Annotated in this window: 18 protein-coding genes and 5 pseudogenes; 8 read left to right on the top strand and 15 right to left on the bottom strand. The window is 59.3% G+C overall.

Features of this window, described 5'->3' with window-relative positions:
• Positions 1 to 127: 127 nt before the first annotated feature.
• The 3 genes and pseudogenes from LDZ27_RS27945 to LDZ27_RS27955 form a co-directional block, all read right to left on the bottom strand.
• Positions 128 to 1,261, bottom strand: a pseudogene (locus LDZ27_RS27945) (IS3 family transposase).
• Positions 1,262 to 1,293: 32 nt separating this feature from the next.
• Positions 1,294 to 5,472 carry a CheR family methyltransferase gene (locus LDZ27_RS27950; RefSeq protein WP_244818691.1) on the bottom strand — a complete coding sequence of 1,393 codons (4,179 nt, stop codon included), beginning with the start codon at positions 5,470 to 5,472 and terminating at the stop codon, positions 1,294 to 1,296.
• Positions 5,473 to 5,580: 108 nt separating this feature from the next.
• Positions 5,581 to 6,003 carry a response regulator gene (locus LDZ27_RS27955; protein ID WP_244818692.1) on the bottom strand — a complete coding sequence of 141 codons (423 nt, stop codon included), beginning with the start codon at positions 6,001 to 6,003 and terminating at the stop codon, positions 5,581 to 5,583.
• Positions 6,004 to 6,443: 440 nt separating this feature from the next.
• Here LDZ27_RS27955 and LDZ27_RS27960 point away from each other — a divergent pair.
• Positions 6,444 to 6,578: pseudogene (locus LDZ27_RS27960) on the top strand (IS6 family transposase); the annotation flags it as partial.
• A 367-nt stretch (positions 6,579 to 6,945) separates the two neighbouring features.
• On the opposite strand, the gene LDZ27_RS27965 reads toward LDZ27_RS27960, so the two are convergent.
• Complete coding sequence (locus tag LDZ27_RS27965) at positions 6,946 to 7,305, bottom strand: DUF3331 domain-containing protein (RefSeq protein ID WP_244818693.1); 360 nt, start codon at positions 7,303 to 7,305, stop codon at positions 6,946 to 6,948.
• A 148-nt stretch (positions 7,306 to 7,453) separates the two neighbouring features.
• On the opposite strand from LDZ27_RS27965, the pseudogene LDZ27_RS27970 reads away from it, so the two are divergent.
• Positions 7,454 to 7,982 (top strand): annotated as a pseudogene (locus tag LDZ27_RS27970) (tyrosine-type recombinase/integrase); the annotation flags it as partial.
• 442 nt (positions 7,983 to 8,424) lie between these two features.
• Here the strand turns inward: LDZ27_RS27970 and LDZ27_RS27975 are convergent.
• The 4 genes and pseudogenes from LDZ27_RS27975 to LDZ27_RS27990 form a co-directional block, all read right to left on the bottom strand.
• A pseudogene (locus tag LDZ27_RS27975) lies at positions 8,425 to 8,627 on the bottom strand (cold-shock protein).
• Positions 8,628 to 8,707: 80 nt separating this feature from the next.
• A complete protein-coding gene (locus LDZ27_RS27980; protein ID WP_244818694.1) occupies positions 8,708 to 8,971 on the bottom strand; it encodes a hypothetical protein in 264 nt (87 codons plus the stop codon).
• Between the two features lie 263 nt (positions 8,972 to 9,234).
• A complete protein-coding gene (locus LDZ27_RS27985; protein WP_244818695.1) occupies positions 9,235 to 9,393 on the bottom strand; it encodes a hypothetical protein in 159 nt (52 codons plus the stop codon).
• 591 nt (positions 9,394 to 9,984) lie between these two features.
• Positions 9,985 to 10,263: pseudogene (locus LDZ27_RS27990) on the bottom strand (integrase core domain-containing protein); the annotation flags it as partial.
• Positions 10,264 to 10,327: 64 nt separating this feature from the next.
• On the opposite strand from LDZ27_RS27990, the gene LDZ27_RS27995 reads away from it, so the two are divergent.
• Positions 10,328 to 11,904 (top strand): IS3 family transposase gene (locus LDZ27_RS27995; protein WP_244814132.1). Its coding sequence is split into 2 segments (ribosomal slippage): positions 10,328 to 10,796 and positions 10,796 to 11,904, totalling 1,578 coding nucleotides; the frame shifts between segments, so codons are not numbered across the junction.
• 119 nt (positions 11,905 to 12,023) lie between these two features.
• Here the strand turns inward: LDZ27_RS27995 and LDZ27_RS28000 are convergent.
• The 4 genes from LDZ27_RS28000 to LDZ27_RS28015 form a co-directional block, all read right to left on the bottom strand.
• On the bottom strand, positions 12,024 to 12,599 hold the full coding sequence (locus LDZ27_RS28000; RefSeq protein ID WP_244818696.1) for a hypothetical protein: 576 nt from the start codon (positions 12,597 to 12,599) through the stop codon (positions 12,024 to 12,026).
• Positions 12,600 to 12,651: 52 nt separating this feature from the next.
• Positions 12,652 to 12,966, bottom strand: coding sequence for a hypothetical protein (locus LDZ27_RS28005; protein ID WP_370653515.1), 315 nt, complete (start codon positions 12,964 to 12,966; stop codon positions 12,652 to 12,654).
• A gap of 106 nt (positions 12,967 to 13,072) precedes the next feature.
• Positions 13,073 to 13,276 carry a cold-shock protein gene (locus LDZ27_RS28010; RefSeq protein ID WP_244818730.1) on the bottom strand — a complete coding sequence of 68 codons (204 nt, stop codon included), beginning with the start codon at positions 13,274 to 13,276 and terminating at the stop codon, positions 13,073 to 13,075.
• 653 nt (positions 13,277 to 13,929) lie between these two features.
• The gene (locus LDZ27_RS28015) at positions 13,930 to 14,814 is read right to left on the bottom strand and encodes an anti-sigma regulatory factor (RefSeq protein WP_244818697.1); all 885 of its coding nucleotides are present in this window, start codon (positions 14,812 to 14,814) and stop codon (positions 13,930 to 13,932) included.
• A 1,282-nt stretch (positions 14,815 to 16,096) separates the two neighbouring features.
• Here LDZ27_RS28015 and LDZ27_RS28020 point away from each other — a divergent pair.
• From LDZ27_RS28020 to LDZ27_RS28030, 3 genes are all read left to right on the top strand, one after another.
• The gene (locus LDZ27_RS28020; RefSeq protein WP_244818698.1) at positions 16,097 to 16,429 is read left to right on the top strand and encodes a hypothetical protein; all 333 of its coding nucleotides are present in this window, start codon (positions 16,097 to 16,099) and stop codon (positions 16,427 to 16,429) included.
• Positions 16,430 to 17,175: 746 nt separating this feature from the next.
• Entirely contained in the window at positions 17,176 to 18,348 is a 1,173-nt protein-coding gene (locus LDZ27_RS28025; protein WP_244818731.1) for an NYN domain-containing protein, read from the top strand.
• Positions 18,349 to 18,776: 428 nt separating this feature from the next.
• Positions 18,777 to 19,412, top strand: coding sequence for a hypothetical protein (locus tag LDZ27_RS28030; protein ID WP_244818699.1), 636 nt, complete (start codon positions 18,777 to 18,779; stop codon positions 19,410 to 19,412).
• Positions 19,413 to 19,941: 529 nt separating this feature from the next.
• Here the strand turns inward: LDZ27_RS28030 and rplI are convergent.
• The 3 genes from rplI to rpsF form a co-directional block, all read right to left on the bottom strand.
• Positions 19,942 to 20,397 carry a 50S ribosomal protein L9 gene (gene rplI, locus LDZ27_RS28040; RefSeq protein WP_244818700.1) on the bottom strand — a complete coding sequence of 152 codons (456 nt, stop codon included), beginning with the start codon at positions 20,395 to 20,397 and terminating at the stop codon, positions 19,942 to 19,944.
• 30 nt (positions 20,398 to 20,427) lie between these two features.
• The gene (gene rpsR, locus LDZ27_RS28045; RefSeq protein WP_244818701.1) at positions 20,428 to 20,706 is read right to left on the bottom strand and encodes a 30S ribosomal protein S18; all 279 of its coding nucleotides are present in this window, start codon (positions 20,704 to 20,706) and stop codon (positions 20,428 to 20,430) included.
• 120 nt (positions 20,707 to 20,826) lie between these two features.
• Positions 20,827 to 21,198 carry a 30S ribosomal protein S6 gene (gene rpsF / locus LDZ27_RS28050; RefSeq protein WP_244818702.1) on the bottom strand — a complete coding sequence of 124 codons (372 nt, stop codon included), beginning with the start codon at positions 21,196 to 21,198 and terminating at the stop codon, positions 20,827 to 20,829.
• Between the two features lie 545 nt (positions 21,199 to 21,743).
• On the opposite strand from rpsF, the gene istA reads away from it, so the two are divergent.
• Both istA and istB read left to right on the top strand, forming a co-directional pair.
• Complete coding sequence (istA, locus tag LDZ27_RS28055) at positions 21,744 to 23,228, top strand: IS21 family transposase (RefSeq protein WP_244818703.1); 1,485 nt, start codon at positions 21,744 to 21,746, stop codon at positions 23,226 to 23,228.
• Positions 23,225 to 24,076: an IS21-like element helper ATPase IstB gene (istB, locus tag LDZ27_RS28060; RefSeq protein WP_244815364.1), complete on the top strand. Its 852-nt coding sequence runs from the start codon at positions 23,225 to 23,227 to the stop codon at positions 24,074 to 24,076. The genes istA and istB overlap by 4 nt, the downstream gene beginning before the upstream one ends.
• Positions 24,077 to 24,474: the final 398 nt, after the last annotated feature.

The following is a 24,474-nucleotide window of genomic DNA, read 5'->3' on the forward strand; positions in this document are numbered from 1 at the left end:
TTCACCGAAGGGCTGCGTGGGGAAAACAGTCGGCGTTGTTTGCACCGTGCTGACGGGGCCTCACTCAGAGGTGGCCTCGGTAGTTCGGACAGGTTTCCGAGAATTTTAAGTGGAGCGTCCGAGGCAATCATGCTGCCGATTTGATCGCTGGCAGCGACGCGAAGTATGCCTCATCCGGCGTCTGATCCGCCAAGCTCGAATGGGGCCGTTTCCGGTTATATAGCTCGATGTAGTCGCCGATGGAGCGCCGGGCGTGGCTGACCGACTCGTAGGCCCTCAGGTACACTTCTTCGTACTTGATGCTGCGCCATACGCGCTCGACGAACACGTTGTCGCGCCAGGCGCCTTTGCCGTCCATCGACAGCTGCACGCCGCGCTCAAGTACGGCGTCGGTGAACGCGGCCGCCGTGAACTGGCTACCTTGATCGGTGTTCACGATGTCTGGCAGCCCGTAGCGGGCGAATGCTTCTTCCAGCGCTTCCACGGCATGTATCGCCTCTAGCGTAATGGCCACCCGGTGCGCAAGAACCTTGCGACTCGCCCAATCTACTACCGCCGTCAGATAGACGAAGCCACGCGCCATGGGAATGTACGTTGTGTCGAGTGCGAAGACCTGATTGGCGCGCTCGATCTTCATGCCGCGCAACAGGTACGGCCAAACCTTGTGCTGCGGGTTGCGTCGGCTCGTGTTGGGCTTGCAGTAAAGCGCTTTCACACCCATACGCTTCATGAGCGTGCGCACGCGACGGCGACCCACCCCATGGCCTTCCGGCGCAACAGACGGACCAGCATTCGCGCTCCGGCGAACGGAAACTCCAGGTGCAGCTCGTCGATCCGGCGCATCAAGTTCTGGTCGGCCTCGCTGACCTGCCGCGGCCGATAGTACGCACTCGATCTGGCAATGCCGACGAGCTTTGCTTGCTGCGACACCGGTAACTGATGGCCACGGTCAATCATCGCTTTGCGCTCAGCAATCCCGCCTTGTTGAGCGCGCCGCTTAAAAAATCATTTTCCAGAGAAAGCTGGCCGATCTTGGCGTGTAGGGTCTTCACGTCTACCGGCGGCTCGTTCGATACCACGCCCGCCGTTCCAAACACGTCGGCCGCACGCTCCTGCAGTGCCGTTTCCATTCCGTGATCTGGTTCGGGTGCACATCAAACTGCTGCGCTAGCTCGGCCAGCGTGCGCTCGCCTTTGACTGCCGCCAGCGCCACTTTCGCTTTGAACGCCGCTGAGTGCGTGCGTCGGGTTCTCTTCGTCATGTCCTCGGTTCCTTTGCCTGCATTATCGCTGGCTAAGCCCCGGGCGTTCCACCTATCCCGCTGTCCGAATTCGCGCGGCCACCTCTCTCCGCGACCCGGCCTCGACTGCGTACCGCCTCCGCTAGTGCCTGCAGACTGAACGGCTTAGGCAAGCAGGCGTCACAGCCTGCTTCAAGGGCCAGCGCCTCATCCTGGCTCACAGGTCGCCCCGTGACGGCAACGATGGGAATACTGGCAAAGCTGCTCAGCTTCCTGAGTTGCGCAACCAGGCGATAACCGTCGACATCCGGAAGATTGACGTCGGTAATGACCAAATCGAATTGGCCTTGCTCAGCAACGGCAAGCGCCTCTGCGGCATTCGCCGCAGCGGAAACGTGCGCGCCGTTCAGCGATAAGAGCTCGGCCATCGCGAGCAGTGATTCTTCCGAATCCTCGACAAGCAGCACGCGGGCATTGTCGAAGACGGCCAGGTCGATCGGCTTATCCCCCGCTTTCCGATCAACCGACGTCGCGTCGGCGGGAAGGCAAATAACGAATTGCGCACCGCGGCCGGCACCGTCTGAAAAGGCTTCCGCGGTTCCACCGTGCAACTGGGCGATCTGCCGGACGAGCGACAGTCCAATGCCAAGCCCACCGGCTCGTGCACGTACCGGCACGTTCGGCGCTTGCTCGAACATCTCAAAGATGGTTCCGAGTGCATTCGGCGCAATGCCACACCCCGTGTCGGCTACTTCCAGGCGCACTTGCCCCGCATCTTCCCGAAGGCGCACGGTGACCCGCCCCTGACTGGGGGTGAACTTAAGCGCGTTGCTCACCAGGTTCCAGATGATCTGCTCCACGCGCACTGCGTCACCGCGAATTATCACGGGCGTTGACGGAACGTCGAGTTCAAACCGTACTTCGTTTTTGTCGAAATCATCCTGCATCGCTCCAGCGATCGCGCGAACAATCGCGGCTACGTCAGTCGGTGCGAACCGCAAGGACAACTTCCCCGTCTGGATTCGCGAGAAGTCGAGCAAGTCATCGATGATCTGAGCTTGAGCAAGCACTGACTTCTGAATTGCATCAGCGATCTCCTGAATCCGCCCACTCGTTCTTGCCTCCGGCAAGCGAGCAAGAATCTCGGTTTTCACATGGATCAGGTTCAGCGGATTTTTCAGTTCATGCGAGAGCACTGCGATGAACTCATCCTTCAGCCGACTGAGTTTGCGAATCTCTGTGTTATCCGCGCGCTCGCGCTCGAGCACCATGTCCTTCTTGCTTTCGGCTAACTTGCGACCGGTTGCATCGTGGACGATCTTGGCGAAGCCTGAAAAGCCCGCGACGTCGATACGACTGAGAAACCCGCTGCAAAAGATGCGACGGCCGTCCTTCGTTGCATGCCACCGCTCGTCCTCGGCACGTCCATTGGTAGCGGCTTTTTTGCGCTCATGGGCGGGCACGCCGTCGGCAATGTCGTCTGGCATGAAGATCGGATCGAGCCGATGGCCGAGCATCTCTTCTGCGGTAAAGCCGAATATGCGATTGGCGCCGACGTTCCAGCTGACGATCGTGCCGTTATCGTCCACGACGATGATCGCGAAGTCGTGCGTCTCACGGGCTGCAAGACGCAGCTTCTCCTCGCTCGCCTGCGCTTGATTCTGCGCAGCTTTCTGTTCCGAGATGTCGATCAAGGCGAGCACCGCGCCATCAATGCGGTCGTCGTCGGTGCGGTAGGGCAGCACGCGTGCCAGGAAGGTGCGCCCATCCTTGCTTCGCACCTCCTTTTCGGAGCGCTTCAACGATTCGAAGGCGCTGCGCATGTCGCTGAACAGCTCGGGGTAGTCGAGTCCATGCGTCAAGTGCTGCAGTGGCCGTCCTTCATCGCCTGAACGGATGTTGAAAAGCGTCTCCGCTGGCGACGTGTATCGCTTGATATTGAGCGCACGGTCAACAAACACGGTAGCGACGCCTACCAACGAAATAAGATTCTTCAAGTCGTCGCTGACGCGCGCCGACTCCTGCACCTTCGACAACAATTCAGAATTGACTGTCATCAACTCTTCGTTGAGCGACTGCAGTTCCTCGCGACTGGCCTCCAGTTCTTCGGTGGCCGAGCGCAGTTCCTCGTTCATCGCTTGAAGTTCTTCGTTGGAGGCTTTGAGGGCTTCATTGGACGACTGCTCATGCTGCATCGAACTGCGCAACAGTATCTCGCTGCCTGCCAGCGCTTGCCTGAGCGAGTCGACCGTTTCCTCTTCCTCGGGCCTGGCGAGCGTTGCAGCGGGCGTATTGCCGGGAAGCGCTGTCAACGGGTCGCAGATGACCGACACGAGCTGCTCTTGATGCGCGAGGTCGCGGTAAGGCCGCAGCGACAAGTCAACGACAATCTCGCCGGATGCGGTGACGAACGGCACGGCGGCTTGCTCTTGACGGCGCGCGCTCGTCAGACACCGCTGCACCGCCTGCCGCACTTGCGCCTGCGCGTCGCTGCGCACGATGTCGAGCAGGTTGCTTACCCTCGCTTGGCGTGCGTCTTCCGTGATCCTGTTTGCGTTCGCAGAACGGTGCACGATCGTGCCGTCCTCGCGAATAACAATGAGGGGCGGCCCGAACAGTTCATGCGCGCGCGCCAGGTTTGCCGAACTTGTTTCGGCAGTTTTCACTTCAGGCAATCTGGTGAAGAACATTTCGCCGCCGAGAACGGGCGGTGGACCTCCATCGGTCTGTGAAGTCAGGCTCGGGGCAAGCGCAGTCGTTCGCGCGCGGTAGATTCTCTGCTGCTTTTGCACGGGAGCGAAGAGATCATGTGCGAACTCGGCGGATTCCGCCGTTCCCAGGAATAGAAAGCCTTCGTGTGGGCGGAGGGAAAAATGAAATGTTTCCAGCACGCGTGTCTGCGCCCGACGGTCCAGATAGATCAGCACGTTGCGGCAGGAAATCAGATCGATCTGCGAGAAAGGCGGGTCCCGGAGCAAGTTGTGCGCGGCAAAAATGACGGTGTCGCGCAACGACTTACTCAGCCGGTAGCGATTTCCATCCTTGTTGAAATACTGGCTCAGGCGCGCCGGCGAGATATCGTTCTCGATGGCTTGCGGGTAGCTGGCCGTACGGGCGATTGCAATGGCGCGCTCATCGATGTCGCTGGCATAAACGGTTACTCGGGGCCGATGCTGCAGGCGACGAACCGCCTCGTCCAGCAAGATGGCGATCGAAAACGCTTCCTCGCCGGTGGCGCATGCGGGAACCCAGGCGCGCAGTTCATCACGCTCCTGAGCATTCGCCAGCAGCTGCGGTATCACGGTGTGCTCGAGCGCAGCAAAGGCATCGGGATCACGAAAAAAATTGGTTACGCCGATCAGCATGTCTGCAAGCAACTTCGGCGTCTCATCCGCGTGCGCTTCCAGAAAGTCGCGGTAAGCAACGGCGGTGGGCATCGCGTTGACCTGCATGCGGCGCTCGATGCGGCGGGCGATCGTGCCGCGCTTGTAACTGGAAAAGTCGTGCCGCGTTCGCACGCGCAAGGTTTCGAGCACCTCGTCGATCGCGTGGGCGTCCGTGGCGGGTAATGACTCGTGCGCAGTGGGCTCAACGTCTGACGCTGTCGGTAACCGAATCGCAGCCGCGTTGCGCGCCAGCGTCAATACGGTCGGGATAATTTGATCGACTGGCAAGACCACGTCTATGTCGCCGGTCGCGATTGCGCTGCGTGGCATCTCACCGTACTGCGCTTCTTCGGGGCGCTGCGCGATCGTCACCCCGCCTCGCTCGCGTATGCGCGAAATACCGACTGAGCCGTCGCCACCGGAACCTGAGAGGACGATGGCGAACGCGCGGGAACCGTGCGCGTCCGCGAGGCTGCGAAAGAAGACGTCGATGGAGGTGGGCGGCAAGCGCGGTGGTTGGGCTTCGCTCAACCGCAGATACCCGTCCACCATCGATAGCAATTTGCCCGGAGGAATGACGAAGACGGTGTCCTTTTCAAGCGGCACCGGACTGCTGACTTGTCTGACGCGTAATCTGGTCGCGTTCTGAATGACCTCGTGCGCGTGGCTGGTATGGTCCGGTGACAGGTGCAGCACCACGACAAAGGCGGCACCGGTAGACGTCGGCGCACTTTCGAACAGCCGCAAAAGCGCCTGAACGCCACCGGCGGACGCGCCGATGCCGACGACCGGAAAATCCGGCCCAGCCGACTTGCCATGATGCCTCGCAGCAGCACTGATGGGCATACTCTCTCCGTACGCGGCCAACTCTTTGAAGGCCCCAGCGCACCGACGACCATTTTGATCCAAGCAGTCAGGGATTCTCGAAAGAGCGACAGTTAAAGGAAGGCTCCGCTAGCTCGAAGTCATCCGAGCGATGATATCTTGTAGCGGGCTTACGCCGCCGCCTTTCTGGCAAAAACCGTCGAAGCCTGCGGGAACGCCGCGCGGGCGAACGGCGCTTTCATCCAATGAGGTATGGGCAATAATCAGCGCGTACGATAGATTGTCGCGGGCTCGCAGGAGCGCAGCAAGCTGGAAACCGTCAGGTGACGGCATATTGATGTCGAGTATGGCAACGTCGGGCGTCCATACTTGGACGCGCGCGATGGCATCGCTGCCGTTTAAGGCGAACCTCGTTTCATGACCGGCACAGGCAAGCGCCAGGGCAACAGCCTCGGCGCCGATCGCATAATCGTCGACAACCAGAATCCGTAGGGAATCAGGCCGTGATGTCCGCCTTGCGGTCCAGATTGAAGTTTTTGTGGTGGAATGCATGCCGACCCCGTCCTTCTAATGGCGCTATCAACGCAAGCGCTGGGCCCACGCCGCATTTCTTGCTGAGCGCGGAAACGGCAAATAACTAGTCGCCGCCAATTCACCGCTGAAATACACGTGTTGATCCTTCTGGAGGTTTCACTCCGGCGGCCCGTCCGACGCGGTAGCCAGCTGTCGCGTGGACACGATCAGGGCTTCCAAACTTGCGACGCGAGCCTGAAGGTCAGCGACCTCTGGACTTTCGGAGGCTTCAGCTATTGCAAGCCGGTCAAGCGCAAGCAGCATACTTTCCTGGAGGCGTCTGACTGCCGCTCAGAGGGCGTCCTCAGCACCCCGCCGCTGCTCGGATTCAAGGGACAAGGCCGAAAAAGCGTGGCCCGTGTGGCATCGATATCGCAGCGGGGCATCGTTACCAATGCGCCAGATAGCACCGCCGCATCGGCCCGATCCTGCAACATTTCGCGCTCAAGCGGCATCTGCTGCGCGCCGCGCTCTATCGCAAACAGCTCGCTGCCCGGTTCGTTGCCTGGCGTGAATTCACCGAACTCGCCCAAAGTCCGTCCTGCTCATCCTGAGGCGTGCTCTTCTTGCCGCTTTTACGACCCAGTCCGATATATTGACAATGCGAAGCCGCCGTCTCTCCGAGCCCGCTGCTGGCGCCCGTGATTACGACTACCTTCTCTTTAATGTTCTGCATGGCGAGCGATGGAACGGGGTCGCTCGGATCGGCGCTTCACCGCTGGATGGAAACCGTCCATTACGGACGCGCGCGCTTCAGGGAAGCACGGAGTTGACGCCGGCAGTAGCGGCGGCCAGGGCAGCGTCAGCCAGCGCGGCCTGTACCGCTTTTCGCTCCTATAACGACAGTGCGGCACGGCGAGGAGGAAGGGCTTCACGCGTTGGCACAATCCCGGGACACGGGGTAGTGCTCGCGCTGCGCCTCTAGCCGCTTTCCGTCTCGAGAATCAGCTTCGCAAGAATCATCGCGCGAAGATTTTTTGGCTGAGGCGTTCCACTGCGCGGGCGGAAGACCGCGTCGCCGCGTCGGATCAACGCTCCGGAGAGCGCGCAAATTCCGTCCCGCTGTGCGGTTCCGCGCACCCAACCCTGTTCGGCGTAGTAGCAAACGCCGCGTTCGCACCATTCAACCAGGGCTGTGCGCGCGCTCACCCGCTCCACCGCTCGGACCGCGGACCTCTCGAATTTGAGCCTCGCGCTGCGTTCAGTTGAAGCGAGCACCGATGAAAGCGCTTTGCCCGCGATGAAACTGTCGCTGCTCGAGAGCTTAGCTACAGTCGTCAACCACCCACCTATTGAACTTCGGTCGTCGTGAAGAGTGCCCAAAATGCCCCCAGCGGAGTTTGCATTGCTATCGAAGTGTGCACGAGGGCACAGCAACGTCTGTGCCGAACCCAGCACGCAGTCCGGCGCTCGCCATCAATTTTGTGGCGTGGCGTGGCGTGCCGGCGCTGGCGTGACCTCGATCACCGCGGTGCAGCGGCTGCATGTCGCCGCATGGGTCGAGCTGCAGACGCAGCGGCTCTCGGCGCCGACCGTCAATCAGCGCCTGGCCGCGATCCGCCACCTGTTTGACTGGCTGGTGACCGGCCAGATCGTGCCGCATAACGCGGCCGCGTCGGTACCGGGGACCGAGCCACACCACGAAGCAAGGCAAAACCGCAGTGCTCGATGCCATCGATGCGCGGCAGCCGCTCGACAGCATTGATGTGAGCACGCCGATCGGTCTGCGGGATCGCGCTGATTGCACTGATGGTTTTTGTTCGCGCGGGTGGGCGCGGCGCTCGCGATGCGGGTCGAGGACGTCTATGTGCAGCAGCGGCGTCTGTGGGTGCGCCTCCGGCGAAACGGGCGGCAAGCGGCACGAGATGCCGTGTCACCACACGCTCGAGGCGTACCTGCACGCGTATCTGGAACAGACCGGCCTGCGAAATCAACCGAAGAGCCCGCTGTGCCGCACCAGCGGGTGGATCAGTGCCGGAGCGTCGAAACAATAATGGGCACGACGACGATACAAACGACAGCGACTGCATCGAGCAGTTCGATTAGCGTAGCTAACATAACATCTCAACAAGGTTACGAGGGCGATCGGTATTGTCATACTAAAACGATCGTACCTTGTTTGCAAAATCTTTCAGATGTTAACTTCAAGGTGAAAACCCGACGACGGGCGTTGATGTTTAGCCGCCCCTGCACCGGTGAGCGGGCTTTTCTTATCTTCATACACCCCAGAGCGGATAAGCCATGCGTGCAAGGATTTGAATTGCGCGCAAAAAAGCCCGTTTGCAAGCTGCGATCAAGGTAAGCAGACGACTGGCGCTCGAGTCCGGCACACCAACGCTAGATGGACCGGCATAAAGAGCCCCCGGGTTTCTCTGGCGGTGCCAAAGGCAGTGCTGCGCATTACAGCGGCTTGATGTTCGCCGCCTGCAGACCCTTTGGACCGCGCTTGGTTTCGAAGCTTACTTTCTGGTTTTCGGCCAAGGTCTTGAAACCGTCGGCACGAACCTCCGAAAAATGCGCAAAAGATCATCGCCGCCAGTGTCGGGGATGATGAAGCCAAAGCCCTTGGCATCGTTGAACCATTTAACAGTATCAGTTTCCATGTCGATCCTTAAAGTAAAAATAAGACCCCGTCTCGGGCGACATACTCCGAGAGGCCAGTCGGCCGACGCAGTCCATCGTGCTACGCCCGCAACCTTCCAAAGCCGGACTGCCGACGCGGGGGCGATTCCGGCTTCGGAAGCGTCCCCTGATCGATCTCGTCCATCCCATGCTTCAAAGCAAACCGCCGTGCGTCGAGCGCGCAGGCGAAACTACCTAACACTCCGCTGGCAGTTTGAATGCCGTCGTTATTTCGAAGAATCAGCATGGCGACATACATGCCATCGTCATACGCTGCGAGTGGTCTAAGAACGAAACTCTTATAAGTAACCTCGCCGTTTTCCATCTGGTTCTCCGCTAAGAACGCTTACGTGAGTGCAGACAGGCGTTTAAGTAACTTGTCCGCGTGCGATCCGACATCTGCGTCTAGACTCTTGGCGCAAATGTCGACGATGCAACCTTTCCAGTATTCAGGGTCAGTAACAAACGAGGCGCCGACAAAAATTTTTCACTCGGAAATATTTCTAAACGTGCCAAGACTACCTCGATGTGAAGAAGCTCGCTCCGGGGCCAATGCATTCGCGTTCATTTCACCTCCGCTAACAGGCGTTATTCAGCCGCTTCGGCCCGTGATGACAAGGCACTATCGCTAAAGTGTTGAAGCAAGATTTCGCGTCGGTGTTCTCGGATGTAATGCCGGATCATTAATGGGGTGGAAATCAGCATCGCGGCGCCGGCAACCGCGCATCCAATAAACGTCTCGGTCATGGAACCCCTCCATTATTGGCGGGCGACGCGGAACATCGTGCCAAACTGAAGTTCAGCACCGACTTGATCTAACGTTTGAAACATTTTATCCAAACAAAAGATATGCACAATAGCTACGTCATGGCGTTTACCCTTTTTTTGTGGATTATCTGCCGTAAGTCTCTTATTTATAACGACCGATCGTTCAAAATAAGAGCATTATTACCGACTATCCGCTCGAAATATATTAATAATATAAAATATCGTGTTAAATCGCCGGGTCTGTTGCTGTTTAAAGACGATGCGCCGGAGGGCACGCAACGCACGTGTAAAAGGCGCACTCAGTAGCGATAGCGATGCTGCGCGGACGGAGCGTTCACGGTCATAAACTCGTGCGAGTCGCGGGCTTTTCCGCGCCGGAATCGGCACCAAAGAGCGGTGAATTCGGCTTGAAGCGCAAAGCGCCATTCAATTCTTCGCGGATAGATCATCTGCCAGCGTAGGGACAACTTTCCAAGCTAAGAGTATTATTTCATTAGGCAAGCGCCGCAGGGGCGCGTCAGGCTCCAGTGTGAACCGCCCCGGCTTTGTCGGAGACCGCCAAGTTTGGCGCTACGCCGCGCGAGCGGAGCGCGCCAGTTTCCGATTGTAAGCTTCCTCTGCCTCCGCCGGCGACACGTACCCGAGCGGGCCGAGCAACCGATGATGGTTATACCAGTGAACCCAATCTAGCGTGGCGAGCTCGACGTCTTGGAGCGTACGCCATGAACGCCGATGCACAACTTCGGCCTTATACAAGCCGTTGATCGTTTCGGCCAGAGCGTTGTCATAGGAGTCACCGACAGTTCCGACTGATGGCTCAACGCCAAGGTCCACCAAACGTTCGGTGTACCCCCCGGCGTCAGACTAGTTGTCGCCTCTGAACTTTCTTATCGAGAAGAGTCAGAGGTACAGGGTGAAGGCGAAACAAACGTATTCTGTTGAATTTAAGGAACAGGCGCTGTCGAAGGTCCTGCAGCGCGGCCCCCGAACGGTTGGAGCAGTGGCCGACGAATTGAACGTGAACGTACTGACGTTAAGGAAGTGGATGAGAGGCGCCGCCGCCGCGAAGCGGAGCTCGGGCTCCGAACACGCAAGACGTCCGGAAGACTGGTCGCTGGAAGAACGGCTGATGGCCTTGCAGGAGAGCCACGGGTTGGTCGACGAAGCGTTGAACAGCTGGTGTCGCGAGCGCGGCCTGTTCGCACATCATCTCGCGCAGTGGCGAGCGGATTTTTGCACGGTCGGTGGAACCGGTAGTCGGCGCGAGAGCGCCACGGAAGTCCGGGATCTGAAGCAGGCCAATTTCGAGCTGCAGCGCGAACTCAAACGCAAGGAGAAGGCGCTGGCTGAAGCTGCGGCGCTGTTGGTGCTGCAAAAAAAGCACCGTGCGCTGTTCGGGGGCGAGGCCGAATGACGGTCCCTGAAGAGCGCAAGGCATTGATCGACCTGATCAGCGAGGCGACCCTGGCCGGGGCTCGCCAGGCGCGTGCGTGCAGCATTCTAGGGCTCAGTGCTCGAACGGTTCAGCGCTGGCAGCGCGGCGAACCTGACGCGGTGGACGGGCGCTCGTTACGGCATCACGCGCCGCGTCACAAGCTCTCTGCCGACGAACGCGCCGAGCTTCTGGCGATCGCGAACTCGCCCGAATTCGGTCATCTGCCGCCAAGCCAGATCGTGCCTCGACTGGCAGACCAGCAACGCTATATCGCCTCCGAATCGACGTTCTACCGGGTCCTGAAGGCCGAGAAGCAACTCGCACACCGGCGCAGCGAACGGCCGGCACAGGCACGCAGCAAACCCCGTTCGGTTTGCGCCGATGCACCGAACCAATTGTATAGCTGGGACATCACGTATCTGCCGACCACGGTTCGTGGGCAGTACTTCTACTTGTATCTGTTTCTCGACGTGTTCAGTCGCAAAATTGTCGGCTGGCAGGTGTATGCCGAGGAAAGCAGCGTGCTGGCCAGCGAAGTCCTCAAGGACCTCTGCGCGCGCGAAGCGATACAGCCCGCCCAGGTGATTTTGCATTCGGACAACGGCGGCCCGATGAAAGGCGCGACGATGCTTGCCACCCTTCAGGCGCTGGGCGTCATGCCGTCGCTGAGTCGCCCGGGCGTGAGCAACGACAACCCTTACTCCGAGTCGTTGTTCAAGACCCTAAAGTATCGACCTGCTTATCCGCTCAAGGCATTCGATACCCTGTTTGCCGCGCGCACGTGGGTGGGCGCACTGGTGCGCTGGTACAACGAGGAGCATCGTCACAGCGCGATCCGGTTCGTCACGCCGGCGCAGCGTCATGCCAACCTCGATCAGGACATTCTGGATCGACGCGCGGCGCTCTACGAGTACGCCCGGCAACGCAATCCGCTTCGGTGGAAAGGCCCAACGCGCAACTGGCAACGCGTCGATGCTGTGCACCTGAACCCGGATCGAATCGATAACCAGGGCGGTACCCCACGACGCCCTAACCAGGAGAGAAAGGCAGCCTGAAATTATTCGTTGAGGCGACAACTAGCTTGAAAATTTCCGCGATAGCTCACGGTTCTAGCATGACGCCGGGGGACGTGAGTCGCCTTTACATCCGCAGCTGTGCACTGAATGACGACGTTTTACAGATGCTCAACAGCAACCGCGTAGCACTCCGCAGCTTCCTTCAGTTGCCCGGCCGCAGCCTGGACGTGCGTCGGCAGCGCGCTGAGCGCGAGCGCGGTTTCCGCACCATCCAGCCGTCGGCGAAGCTCAACAACGAGATCCATGACACTGGCGTCACCCACCCGCCGACGATTGCTTTGTCTCGAGCTCACCATCGAGCAGTCGACAAGACGATCAATCTTGCGGAAGTAAGCCTGCGCAGCTACGCGATGCCTCGCATACAGCGAGGCAACGTTCGACTTTGAAAGACAGTCTTTAACGACATCGGCATTCATGTTGAAATGAAGCTGCAACGCGTCGGCCGCATCTACCCTGTGAAAACAGGCAACCTGATCAAACAACGTCTCGCCGTCCCTGTCGATCAGGTCGATCCACACCTCACCGTCTTCAAGTATCTGGCCGGCGCGATGAATCACCCGCTCATCTTCGTTCGCGCAAGCAAGCATCCGGTGGCCATCGACATCATCAACCGGCATCTCGAACACCTCAACCAGTTCCCCGCTCGCCGCGACTTGCATTACCAATAACGCCATCTTTGCTCCTTGCAATGCGAATGACCTTTCGTGCGTTGCAGTCCGTGCCGACTTAACCTCGGCTGTCGACCCAGCCACGCGCCCATGCGGTGGCGTGTCCCACCGCCTGCCTTTCGCTATCGAAGTAGTCGAGCGCATCGAAATGGTAGGAGACCGGGTCCACACTGAAGGCGTCACCTCTGGTGAGCAGCAAATTCACAGCAAACCAGCCGTCAGATAACTGGTGAGCGGACGGCGAGATTAAATAGCCGTTGTACTGGTGAGTATTTTCATAATTTTGCATAAGCGATAACGACCGCACGACATCTTGTCGCACAGGACGAAATAAATTGAAAATGGGATCGAGATTGATCGCGTCGGAAGACAAATGATGCGCAGGTAGAAAGCCAGCGATCAGGTCGAGAGCGCATTGCTCCGCGAGGATGTTAGTAGACTGGCAGTCAAAGGGCCGGTAGACCGGCCCTCTGCATACATTACTGCGGCGAGATATTCGCTGCCTGCATACCCTTCGGGCCGCGCCTTGTCTCGTAGCTCACCTTCTGGTTTTCGGCGAGCGTCTTGAAGCCGTCGCCCCGCACTTCCGAGAAGTGAGCGAAGAGATCGTCGCCGCCAGCGTCGGGAGTAATGAAGCCAAAGCCTTTGCTATCGTTGAACCACTTTACAGTACCGGTATCCATAAGAATTCCCTGAAATAAAAAAATAACAGCTCCGGTGCGGAGCGACAAAAACTTCAAGGAAGAAGAGAGGACAACGAGTACCGCGCAGACAAGGCGGAAAATGGTGATCAGCAATCGAGCTTCTTGAATATTTCGAGACCCACGATATAGCGCCACATGGAAACTGTCAATGCTTTTCGTCATAACTCTCTAATCAGGCTGCCCGTCGGCCCGAATATATGTCACGCCCCGTTAGCCGCCCGACGAGCGTAGGCCATTGCAAATGCCGATTTATCGTTGCGCGCACTTGTGCCCACGGTTTTGCCGACATCGCTCGCGGGAGCTGCACCGAGATTCCGGCGTGGAATCTCGTTACAGCGCGACCGTTGACCGTCAAAATGTACTTGCCCGCTCCACCCTTAGACTCGCCTAACGCCCGTCCAGGCTACGGCTGCGGAAACAAGCCTCCCTTCCGCCTCAGACACTCAGGGGCCGTAAACTCGACGAATCGGACTATGGGCTAGATTCAACCATTCAACCGACGTGATTCGCGCGCGCAACGAAAACCGTCACATCGTCGCGACCGCGTGCATAGTCACGGTACAGCACCGCTGCAATGAGCGCTGGGTGACGGATCGCTAACCCCGGGTAGCGCGATAGATCCCAACGAGACTTCAGCCCGTCGGAGTGCAAGACGATGAGCGCCCCTCTGCGTAGGACGCTTCAAACTGCTGGACCCGACGATACGCGTGTCCGATCACGCCGTCATGCGAGGGCAGGTGCTTGTGCGACATTTCTGCCCACACGCTCGCTGCGACATTCCCGATGCCCGCGAACTTGACGTGCGATCTTTCTTCCTGCGCGGATATCGGAAACCTCGCCACACCCGCCGCCGCGCCAACCGTTGAGCGCAGCGCATCGTGAGCGCGTTCCAAAATGCTTTCGAGCGGTGCTCCACCGCTGCTCTCCAGTGTCTTTGCCGCCTCCGTCGCTGCGCGATTGGCCATTGGTCCGTGACCAAGGCCGTCCGCGATGAGGACGGTGAAATTGTCGTCATCGGCGTGGCATGACCACGCGTCGCCGCTGACAAACTCACCGCGTAATGGGAGATTGACAACGCCGTAACGTACGCGCGCCTCCGTCACGCGGTCCTCCTCCGGACGCGTTAGCCCGTTCCATGAAACGAAGCGCAGCACCGGGCCATGCCCCGGCGCGGTCCAGACATCGAGTTCATCCGACAACCCCTTCAGTTGTGACATACGTGCTTGAATATCGGCTGCGCCCGGGCCGCTATCAATCGACAACACTTCAACACCGTAGCGCACCGCAGTCGACACTTTCCCATTGGCGAGAGGACGCACCAGCAACTCTCCATGCGCCTCATTCCTCAGTAAAAGAGTCGCGCACTCGGTCACGAGCCGTGCAAGCTTCTCAAGCTCTGTCTCGCTAAAGCCGAGACCCCGTGCGAGGTTGCAAATCGAGCGGCACGCCACGCCGGAGTGGGTCGCTTCGGTGATTTCGCAGCGCTGCTGAACGGCCACCAGTTCGACTTCTGACATCCTCTTTAGAGTCCCTGAAACGCATCTTGGATAACGGCTGTTGCGAAGGCCAAAGCCGCAAACGCTCCGGTGTTCTGGCCGGGTTCACGTCGGCGCAGATTACGCCAAAACCACCGCATCATGGGGAACCCGCGTATCGACGCTTTTGAATCCTACATCGGGGTCTCTGTAAGGCAATTTTGCAGTGACGGTCCGGCATGCGCAACGTCGACGACGCTCGCGCCCAAGCTGTGGAAATGTCGCGCAGCAGCGCGAAGGTGCTTGACCGCCCCTCGGACGAGCTTTACGTCACGCCTATATGCAGGAACAGACCCGAGGGCGAAGCCGGATACGGGTCGAGCTCTTCGAGAATGATTCTCGAGGAGGGGAGCGGTTAGAAGCGCGCGGCGCCCGCTCGGTCCCTTTCGTATCATGCGGGTGACGTGGCAGGTGCACGGCGAAGCAAATTCCTCTTTGTGACGATTCCACGTTTACCGTTCCTAATGCGCGATAGCAATACAGCGGCAGACGTAAAATCCCAAGCCGATACCGGCAGCCGTTCCACTTCGGTTAAGCGAACTGGCCCGTGTCAACCGATCGAACAGCGTCGGAAGCCCGTGTTATCGGGGAGCCGCGAGCGGTCTGGCGGGAGCGGGTGAATGCACGGGTTTCCAACTTCCCGTTTGTTGGCGGCGCAGCAACCGTGATTTCTCTTCAACAAGGAGCGAGCGATTCGCAAGGCCCGTGGCCGTCGTACGGTCGAGTGGATAGGGTCAAGCAGTACGGCCAGTCTACCGACGTTCATCTTGGCCGGTAGTGAGGAGTCGGAGGCAGCGTAGACGCCGAAGGCGACGAAACTGCCGGCCGCGCCGCACCCGCGGGGCGTAGGATGGCTGACTGATCCTAAGAAAGGGAGCGGTCAGCCCCTGTCTGAAAGACGCATCACCGACCAGCAGGTCCGCCTCTACATGAGCCATCGCAAGCACCATCTGCAGAAGGTACTATCCGCGGCGCGCGGCGGGCATACCTCGTACTGGCTGACCGAACCTCGCTCCCGGCGCAGCTTGGCGACCGCGGAGCACCGGCGATTGACGACCTTGTCGTCCAGATCCATCTCGCAAGCTGAAGCCACCGACGACGCAGGATCCCGGCGAGCCATTTCTTCGTTCGCCCGCATTCGTTCGTTGGTCTACCAAGTGTTGTAAGACCGGCCATCCAGAAACGTGCGATGATGCGTTGGGTAGTGGATTCGCTTCACCGTTGCCACAGTGATGCTGTAACTCGCTTTTCGAACAAGGGCTCAATGGTGACCACTCGCGCATCTTGTAGGGCGGTAGGAAAGGACGAGAAAACGTTGATCGTTTTATCCGAGTACCTCGATCTTTCATTAGTCAAGGGCGGCAATCTAGTGATGATGCAGCAGTGTGCGCACTTCTGCGGCATGTATTTGGCGAACGCAAAAGGGCGATCCTTGTTGCACTTTCAAGGCACCATCACGGGACATGAAGCAAGCGAAATACTCCGGATAACCAAGGACGGCGGTAATGCCGTTGACATTGCTGGCCGGGGCTATCGGTTCGTGCGCAGCCTTGTCAGTTTCGAAGACCGCAGCGCAGTCACTTTCCAACGGCTATAGGAGCGCGCCAGATTGTCTGCGCAACACTGCCAGAGAAAAACGAGTCGCCGCCTACTTTCTGTCGGTCAGAACCTTACGGTATTTAGCTGTCTGCAAAGAGGCCCCAATGGCACGCGGTAGCGAGATCATAATCGCAACCTATGAGTGCGGACTCGTGACGCATTCACTAGGTTTCGCCATGGCCGCGGTTCGATCGGAGGAGTTTCTTTTGGTGTTGACCCACGAACCGCGCAGCTCGCTTGGGCCGTTCGATGTCCAACGTGTCGGTCGTGCTCAACGATCTGCTTGAGTCCGATCGCACCTTGCGGCGATGCTCACCATCGTTCCCAGCCGGTTGAGTTCGCCGTTTTTTCTTACGCTGGACGATGTCTCTCGCCTTGGAAGCTGGCGTCTTTCGTTGGCGAGCGCCGCATGACTTCGATGGTGATCTTCCACAAGCAAATCGATATGATGCGCCTCGGCATCGCAAATAATGGCTAGACGCAGGCGTGTCGCGCTTAGCCGGCCGATCCGCTGATGACAAGCGAGCAGACGCAGATAACACTGCTCACGACAGCGCACACCTGCGGATCACAGATCCCATGCCCGAACTGTTGCAGGACACACGTCCGCGCCGCGAACAGGCACCGCATATTGTCGCCAGCGATCCTGTCAGATCAGGTCCGACCCATGGCCTTGCGGTGGGACGGTTCCAGGCGCGCTATCATGGCTCGATAAAGAACGCGCCGAACAGCCCGGAGAATCGAATGGCCGCCCCTCAGGAAAGCGTCAGCATGGCATTGTTCTGCGATTTTGAGAACGTCGCCCTAGGCGTTCGCGATGCAAAGTACGAGAAGTTCGAGATTAGGCCTGTGCTTGAGCGCCTCTTGCTGAAGGGCAGCATTGTCGTCAAGAAAGCTTATTGCGACTGGGACCGTTACAAAGGCTTCAAGGCATCGATGCACGAAGCGAGCTTTGAACTAATTGAGATTCCGCACGTGCGCCAGTCCGGCAAGAACTCAGCCGATATTCGTCTGGTTGTCGATGCGCTTGACCTTTGCTATACGAAGTCGCATGTCGATACCTTCGTCATCATCAGCGGAGACTCGGACTTCTCGCCGCTTGTGTCCAAGCTACGCGAGAACGACAAAAAAGTGATTGGGGTAGGCGTGAAACAATCAACGTCGGAGTTGCTTGTCGCGAATTGTGACGAGTTTATCTTCTACGACGATCTTGTTCGCGAACAACTACGCGCGGCCGGTAAGCACGATGCGCGTCAAGCCAAGCGCCCGCCCGAGGACGACCGTCAGCCGAGATCCGATGTTGAAGCGCGGAGATCTCAGGCGATCACCATCGCCGTCGAAACGTTCGAGGCGCTCGCCGCGGAACGCGGCGAAAGTGGCAAGATTTGGGCGTCAGTGCTCAAAAGCGCGATTAAGCGACGCAAGCCTGGCTTTAGCGAGACGCATTATGGCTTCAAGGCATTCGGTAATCTGCTCGAAGAAGCGCAGTCACGCGGTCTCATCGAGCTTGGCCGGGATGAGAAATCAGGCGCATTCGTTTTTCGCTCCGTTTCAGCGCGGACCACAGAGGTCGGCGGAACCGAAGTTGCAGCCGTAGAACGAGCAACCGATGGGACTGAGAACGCGAAGCTGAACGGTACGCCATTGCGGGCGCGAGAAAGCACACATCAAGCGCTTGTCGCCCTGGAAAGCGATGAGCCCAACACGCGGATGCAACCGGAGGAGAAGCAAGCCCCCGGGCCGCGTCGGGCGCGAAAGACGGCGGCAAAGCGAGCGTCAGTCGCCGACTCGAATGGACCGGACACAAGTGAGGCCGCGCAGCGAGCAGTTACTGAGGAAAAAACCGCGAGGCCAGCCCGTAAAGCGTCTTCCCGCAGCCGTCCCCCGCGCAAAAGCGTCGCGGACACGAGTGACTAGCAGGCCAACCGAAGATTATTCGGGCGGGAACGTAGTGCGCCCGCATTCGCAGCAGCGCTTGCCTCTCAACGTAGACCCCGGTCGCCCCCTTCCCTGGGCGGCCAGGAGGCCTTTTAAGATTATCAACTCGCGATTTCGTGCGCCTGCTTAACGCACCGTTGCATTCGATTGCAAGGGGAGCGTGTGCTGCGTCCGTGGTCCAGCGATTGCTGTTCTGCCCGAAGTTTGCGTTGGAGTTGGCTCGCGCACGCCTGCTGATGACCGACGGCCAAACCCGATGTACTCTTCTCGGCGCGCCAGCCGATTGTCGAAGATCGGCGTCGTACGAGCCTACCCGTTGGCCGACTGGTGCGCTGCCGCTTACCCCTGATGACATCCGACGTCAACGTATGTGGACGAAGACCATACTGCATTGGCTAACAACTTGCATGGACGGCTATCCCCTCAACGAATTGTTCAAGTGCCTGGCTTTTATCTCTACCGGACTCGCCGCTGTATGGTTGCTTCTCTATAGCGCTGGCCGATGCCTGCGAAGGCTCCGAGTCAGGCAGGAATACGCCGCAGCGCTGGTGCTGATGCGAGCACCGTCCGCGATGCGCGACGCGTTGTGTGCTTGCCGCACCCATATTGTTGAAGCTGGCGAAGCACCCCCCGGCCACGGGCGCCCACTCGACTCCTTGATTGCGGTCGAAGCCGCGGTCCGAGCCGCTGCGCCATCGGTCGTTCGCCAGTACAGGGCGCAAGGCGTCCTGACTTGGAGGTTGCTGTACGAGATGGAGGCGCAGCTACTGGCGTATCTGGCGGCCACGGGTCAACATAGCGAGAGCATTCTTACGATAATCCGCGCACCCGATAACTTGAAGCACCGCGGTGATGAGCACCCCGCTTCCCTTGAGGGCCTTGACCTTATCCCCCTCGTCTTCCAAGCAATTGAAGAAGCGTGGTGCCGCGATGCTGACGACAACCGAAAGCAGCATGCGATGGACGGGTGCGAGTCGCGCCCTCTCTCTGTCGATGCAGCCGTACCGTCTGGACCGTTCGCTGTCTATACGACTGAAACGTAAATGGGTCCGCGTTAGGGCTTACGGGTCGATCGACCGCTGGCTATCGCGGTGGGGTTCAGTGCCCGCCGTTTTGTTGGGCCGATTGAACGATGACCCGAGGCTTTTTGCGCACGACTTGGACCAGTCGCGCAAGCAGACTCATATTGCTGCCAATTGCAAGCCGAATGGCTCTCGAGCGCGCAGGCCGGTACGTCTTCCTGTCGGTTCCAGGAAGAAATGGCCTGAGCGATCTCTACTTCGGGACTGACTTTTTCAGCGAATTGGATCGTCCACAACGATGGCGAGTGCGTCCGGCGGCTTCGCTTCCAGCATCCGCTCCCGGGCGCTTCGGCGCCTTCCCGCAGATCAACATCGGCTCGACCGACGACTCTACTGGGATCGTCCGGTTGTTGCCTGACGGTGCCCGACGCGACGTCTTCGTTTTTTTTCGGTTGCAACGAAATGAGCCGGTAAGAATCGATGAAGTCGGACGGTATAACGCTCCAGATTTTGTTTCGTGTACGCAAGGCCCGAGGGCCTCGCTGCAAACTTACGCGTGCTCGCCCAGCACCGACACCGTGACGTCGACCACGACGTCCGTGTGCAGCGCCACTTGAACCGGATGGTCGCCGACCATCTTCAGCGGGCCTTGCGGCAGGCGCACTTGCACCTTTTCCACTTCAGCGAAGCCTTGCGACTTCAGCGCCTGGGCGATGTCCGCGTTCGTGACCGAACCGAACAGACGGCCATCGACGCCGGCCTTCTGCGAAATCTGCACGGTGAAACCGTTCAGCTTATCGCCTTGCGTTTGCGCTGCAGACAGCTTTTCAGCGGCAACCTTTTCCAGATCGGCGCGGCGGACTTCGAATTCGGCGATCGCGTCCTTCGTTGCGCGGCGTGCCTTCTTGCCGGGGATCAGGAAGTTACGTGCGTAGCCGTCCTTGACCTTGACGATGTCGCCGAGGTTGCCCAAGTTGACGACCTTCTCCAAAAGAATGATTTGCATTTCTGGCTTGTCCTTTGTGCGTCGTCTGAATTAGGCCTTGTGCAGGTCGGTGTACGGCAGCAGCGCGAGGAAACGTGCGCGCTTGATCGCCGTGTCGAGCTGGCGCTGATAGTGCGCCTTCGTGCCAGTCAGACGAGCCGGCGTGATCTTGCCGTTTTCACCGATGAAGTCCTTCAGCGTTTCCGTGTCCTTGTAGTCGATGTACTCGACACCGGCTGCCGTGAAACGGCAGAACTTCTTGCGCTTGAAGAGCGGGTTTTGTTGCGGACGACGCTTGTCAAACTTCTTCTTACCAAAGGGGCGGGGCATGACTAGTCCTTTCCAATGTCCTGCGATTCTGTGATGTGGGACACCAGGGTCTGCGGGTTGCGGATTACGCGCACCCCGCGAGTCCCGCTATCGTGACGGCTTGACAGTTCGTGACTGTCCTTATGCTTGCGCGTCCGACGGCTGGTTAGCTGACTTCCTGGCGTCTTCGCGCTGCACTTCCTTCATCATCGGCGACGCGCCGGTTTCGGCCTTCTTCATTTTGACGATCAGATGGCGCAGAACGGCGTCGTTGAACTTGAACGCGTGTTCCAGTTCTTCGAGCGTCGCCTGGTCGCATTCGATGTTCATGCAGACGTAGTGAGCTTTCGCGAGTTTCTCGATCATGTAGGCCAGTTGACGACGGCCCCAGTCCTCGACGCGGTGGATCTGGCCACCACGCGACGTGATCGTGCCCTTGTAGCGATCAATCATCGCGGGTACTTGCTCGCTTTGATCCGGATGCACGATGAAGACAATCTCATAATGACGCATGTACCACTCCTTGTGGATAGAAGCCACCCGTTAGAGCCCGGTGTGGCAAGTGAAGAGTCCTAGACTATATCTGAATCGAACTGCCTGCGAGACGCCTTGCCCTCTTCACTGCCGCTGCGCAAGCGCAAACTGAGCTGTCGGCCGCTGGGAAATGCAATGGCGACATCGAGCGCCTTGCGAGGGGCTATGGCAGATCGCAGCCGTTGCGGATAGAACGACGATCTCGTCGCGGGAGTAGAATCAAGCCCGACATCATCGGAGTTGCACAATGAATAAACTAGCAACTCTCGGGCGGCATGGTGGGCTTCGAGGCTTCTTGCCGCGCGTCAAACAACATGAGAGCAGCGCGTCAATCAGGATGAGAGTACTGGCGTTGCGGCAGCGGTGAAGGGCGTAGCCTGGAACCGCTGCCGCAACGCCGCGCCGAGGAGTCCGCCCCGCTGCCGGGGCGCTTTATCGGTGGTCGCGGTAAATCGGGTATGAACAGCTCTTTCGTGTAGCGAACGGAGGCTGCGTTGCCCGGCCGACACATCAACGACCATCAGATGAGGCTCTACATGAAGTACAGACTCAAGGAAGGACCGGCTCAAGCGGCTGCGCGCGCCGGGTTCAGCGCCGCCACGGGGTATCGCATCGATCAGGACCGGCGACTGCCATCACAGAAGAAGGCGCCACGTGCGCGTCGTCGTCCCGATCCCTTGGCGGCAATCTTCGACACCGAGATCGTGCCGCTGCTCCAGTCCGCTCCCGGCATTCGACCGATAGCCGTGCTGGACGAGATGCTTCGGCGCCATCCCGACCTCCCGGGCAACGTGCGCCGCACTCTGGAGCGCCGTATTCGCGACTGGCGTGCACTCCATGGCGAGGAGCATGACGTTATGTTCCGTCAAGTACACGAACCCGGTCGTCTTGGGTTGTCCGACTTCACCGAGATGGACAGCCTAAGCATTACCGTGGCGGGTCTCGCGCTTGACCACCGCCTCTATCACTTCCGGCTGGCCTGCTCGGGCTTCGAGCACGCTCACGTCATTCTCGGCGGCGAGAGCTTTGTCGCGCTGGCTGAAGGGCTGCAGAATGCCATCTGGGCACTCGGGGGCGCGCCGCGCGAGCACCGCAGCGACAGCCTGTCGGCGGCGTTCCGCAATCTCGATGCCGACGCGCGCAAGGATCTGACCACGCGTTATGACGCTCTGTGTGCCCACTACGGCATGCAGCCCACACGCAACAATCGTGGCGTTGCCCACGAGAACGGCTCCATCGAGAGCCCTCATGGCCACCTTAAGAGCGCAGTGCGTGATGCGTTGCTTCTGCGCGGCAGTCACGACTTCGACAATCTCGATTCCTATCGCCGCTTTATCGACGAGATCGTCGGTCGAATCAACGCGCGTAACGGCAAACGCATTGAGCTCGAGCGGGCACTGCTTCAGCCGCTTCCGGTCCAGCGTACGTGCGACTACGAGGAAACGCGCGTGTATGTCACGACCACCTGCGGCTTCGTACTGCGCAAGGTGTTTTATACCGTCCCGTCACGGTTGATCGGCCATCACCTGCGCGTACGGCTGTACGACGACCGGCTGGAACTGTTTCTGGGCGGCACGGCCCTCATGACATTGCAGCGCGGCCGCGCAGGTCCCAACGGCAAGCACGGTCACGTAATCAACTACCGGCACGTCATCCACGCGCTGCGCCGCAAGCCCATGGCGCTGCTCAACCTAGTCTACCGCGATCAGATCTTTCCGCGCGAGGCGTATCGATTGACCTTCGATCGCCTGCTTGAGCAGCTTGCGCAGCGCCAAGCATGCAGAACCATGGTTGAACTGCTCGGCCTCGCCCATGAGCACAACTGCGAAGCGCAACTGGCTCAGGCGCTGCAGCAGTGCTTGGACGATGGACAGTTACCCGACCTGGACGCATTGTGTTCTCGTTTCGAAGCGAAGCGCGCGAACAGCATGCCGGAGGTGAACGTCAAACTGGCACCGCTGAGCGACTACGAAGCCCTACTTGATATGGCAACGGAGGTGACGGCATGAGCCTCGACATCGACGCCACACGCCTGTCGTTGCTGCTCAACGATTTGCGGCTGCCTGCCATCAAGCAGATCTGGTCTAGCTTTGCCGAGCGCTCCGATACGGAAGGCTGGCCAGCGGCACGCCTGCTGATGGCCCTGGCCGAACACGAGATCGCCGAGCGCGATCGACGCCGAGTCGAACGTCACCTCAGGGACGCGAAACTGCTACCGGGCAAGACACTGGAGAACTTCGATTTCGACGCAGTGCCGATGGTGTCGCGCGCGCACGTCTCGGCGCTTTGCGCGGGCGACGGCTGGTTGCGTAACGGCACCAACCTGATTCTTCTAGGGCCGAGCGGAGGGGGCAAATCGCATTTGTCGTCGGCGATCGGACTAAGCCTGCTGGAGAAGGGCTGGAAGGTCTTCTTCGCTCGCACTACCGACCTCGTGCAACGGTTGCAGGTGGCTCGCCGCGAGCTCGCGCTGGAGTCCGCCATCAACCGGCTGGATCGCTTCGACCTGGTCATCCTGGACGATTTCGCCTATGTCAGCAAAGATCAGGCAGAGACGTCGGTGCTGTTCGAACTCATCAGCGCCAGGTATGAGCGACGTTCCCTTTGCATAACAGCCAACCAGCCGTTTGGCGAATGGGACAAGGTCTTCCCCGACCGAGCCATGACAGTGGCCGCCGTCGACCGTTTGGTCCACCACTCGACCATCTTTGAGTTGAACGTCGAAAGCTACCGTCGCCGTACTGCCCTGCAGCGCAAGCAGCACGGACCGGGGCGCCCGGCCAGTCGAGCGACACCAAAGAACGTCGGCGTGCCAGCTACACAAGAGCATCAGCACGGCATCGATCTCACCGAATAACCCGCTAATCTCATCCTGATTGACGCGCGGCTCGCAGGCAAAGCGAGCCCGCGTCAATCAACCCCGTCATCACCCTCCACGCCACCACATTCTCATCCTGATTGTCGCGCAGCCAGAATAACCGCGGCGTCGCCATTACACAGCTATCCTCATTGACTGGTCGCTACAGCTTGATTGTCGCGCGACACCCGCACGCCCGCGTCAATCAACGCCGCGCGTCAATCAACAAACGCTTGCCAGCGCCAATCAACATCGGCATCATCATTTCTGCCGCGACATTCTCAACTTGATTGTCGCGCGTCTCTCATCCGAATTGTCGCGCCACAGCTTCTCGCACTTTATCGATGCGATTCGTGCGCAAACGTCTGCAACCGCCGTCCAGCGGAAAAACGTCCCTT

It is taken from the genome of Caballeronia sp. Lep1P3 (genome assembly GCF_022879595.1).
GTDB lineage: Bacteria > Pseudomonadota > Gammaproteobacteria > Burkholderiales > Burkholderiaceae > Caballeronia.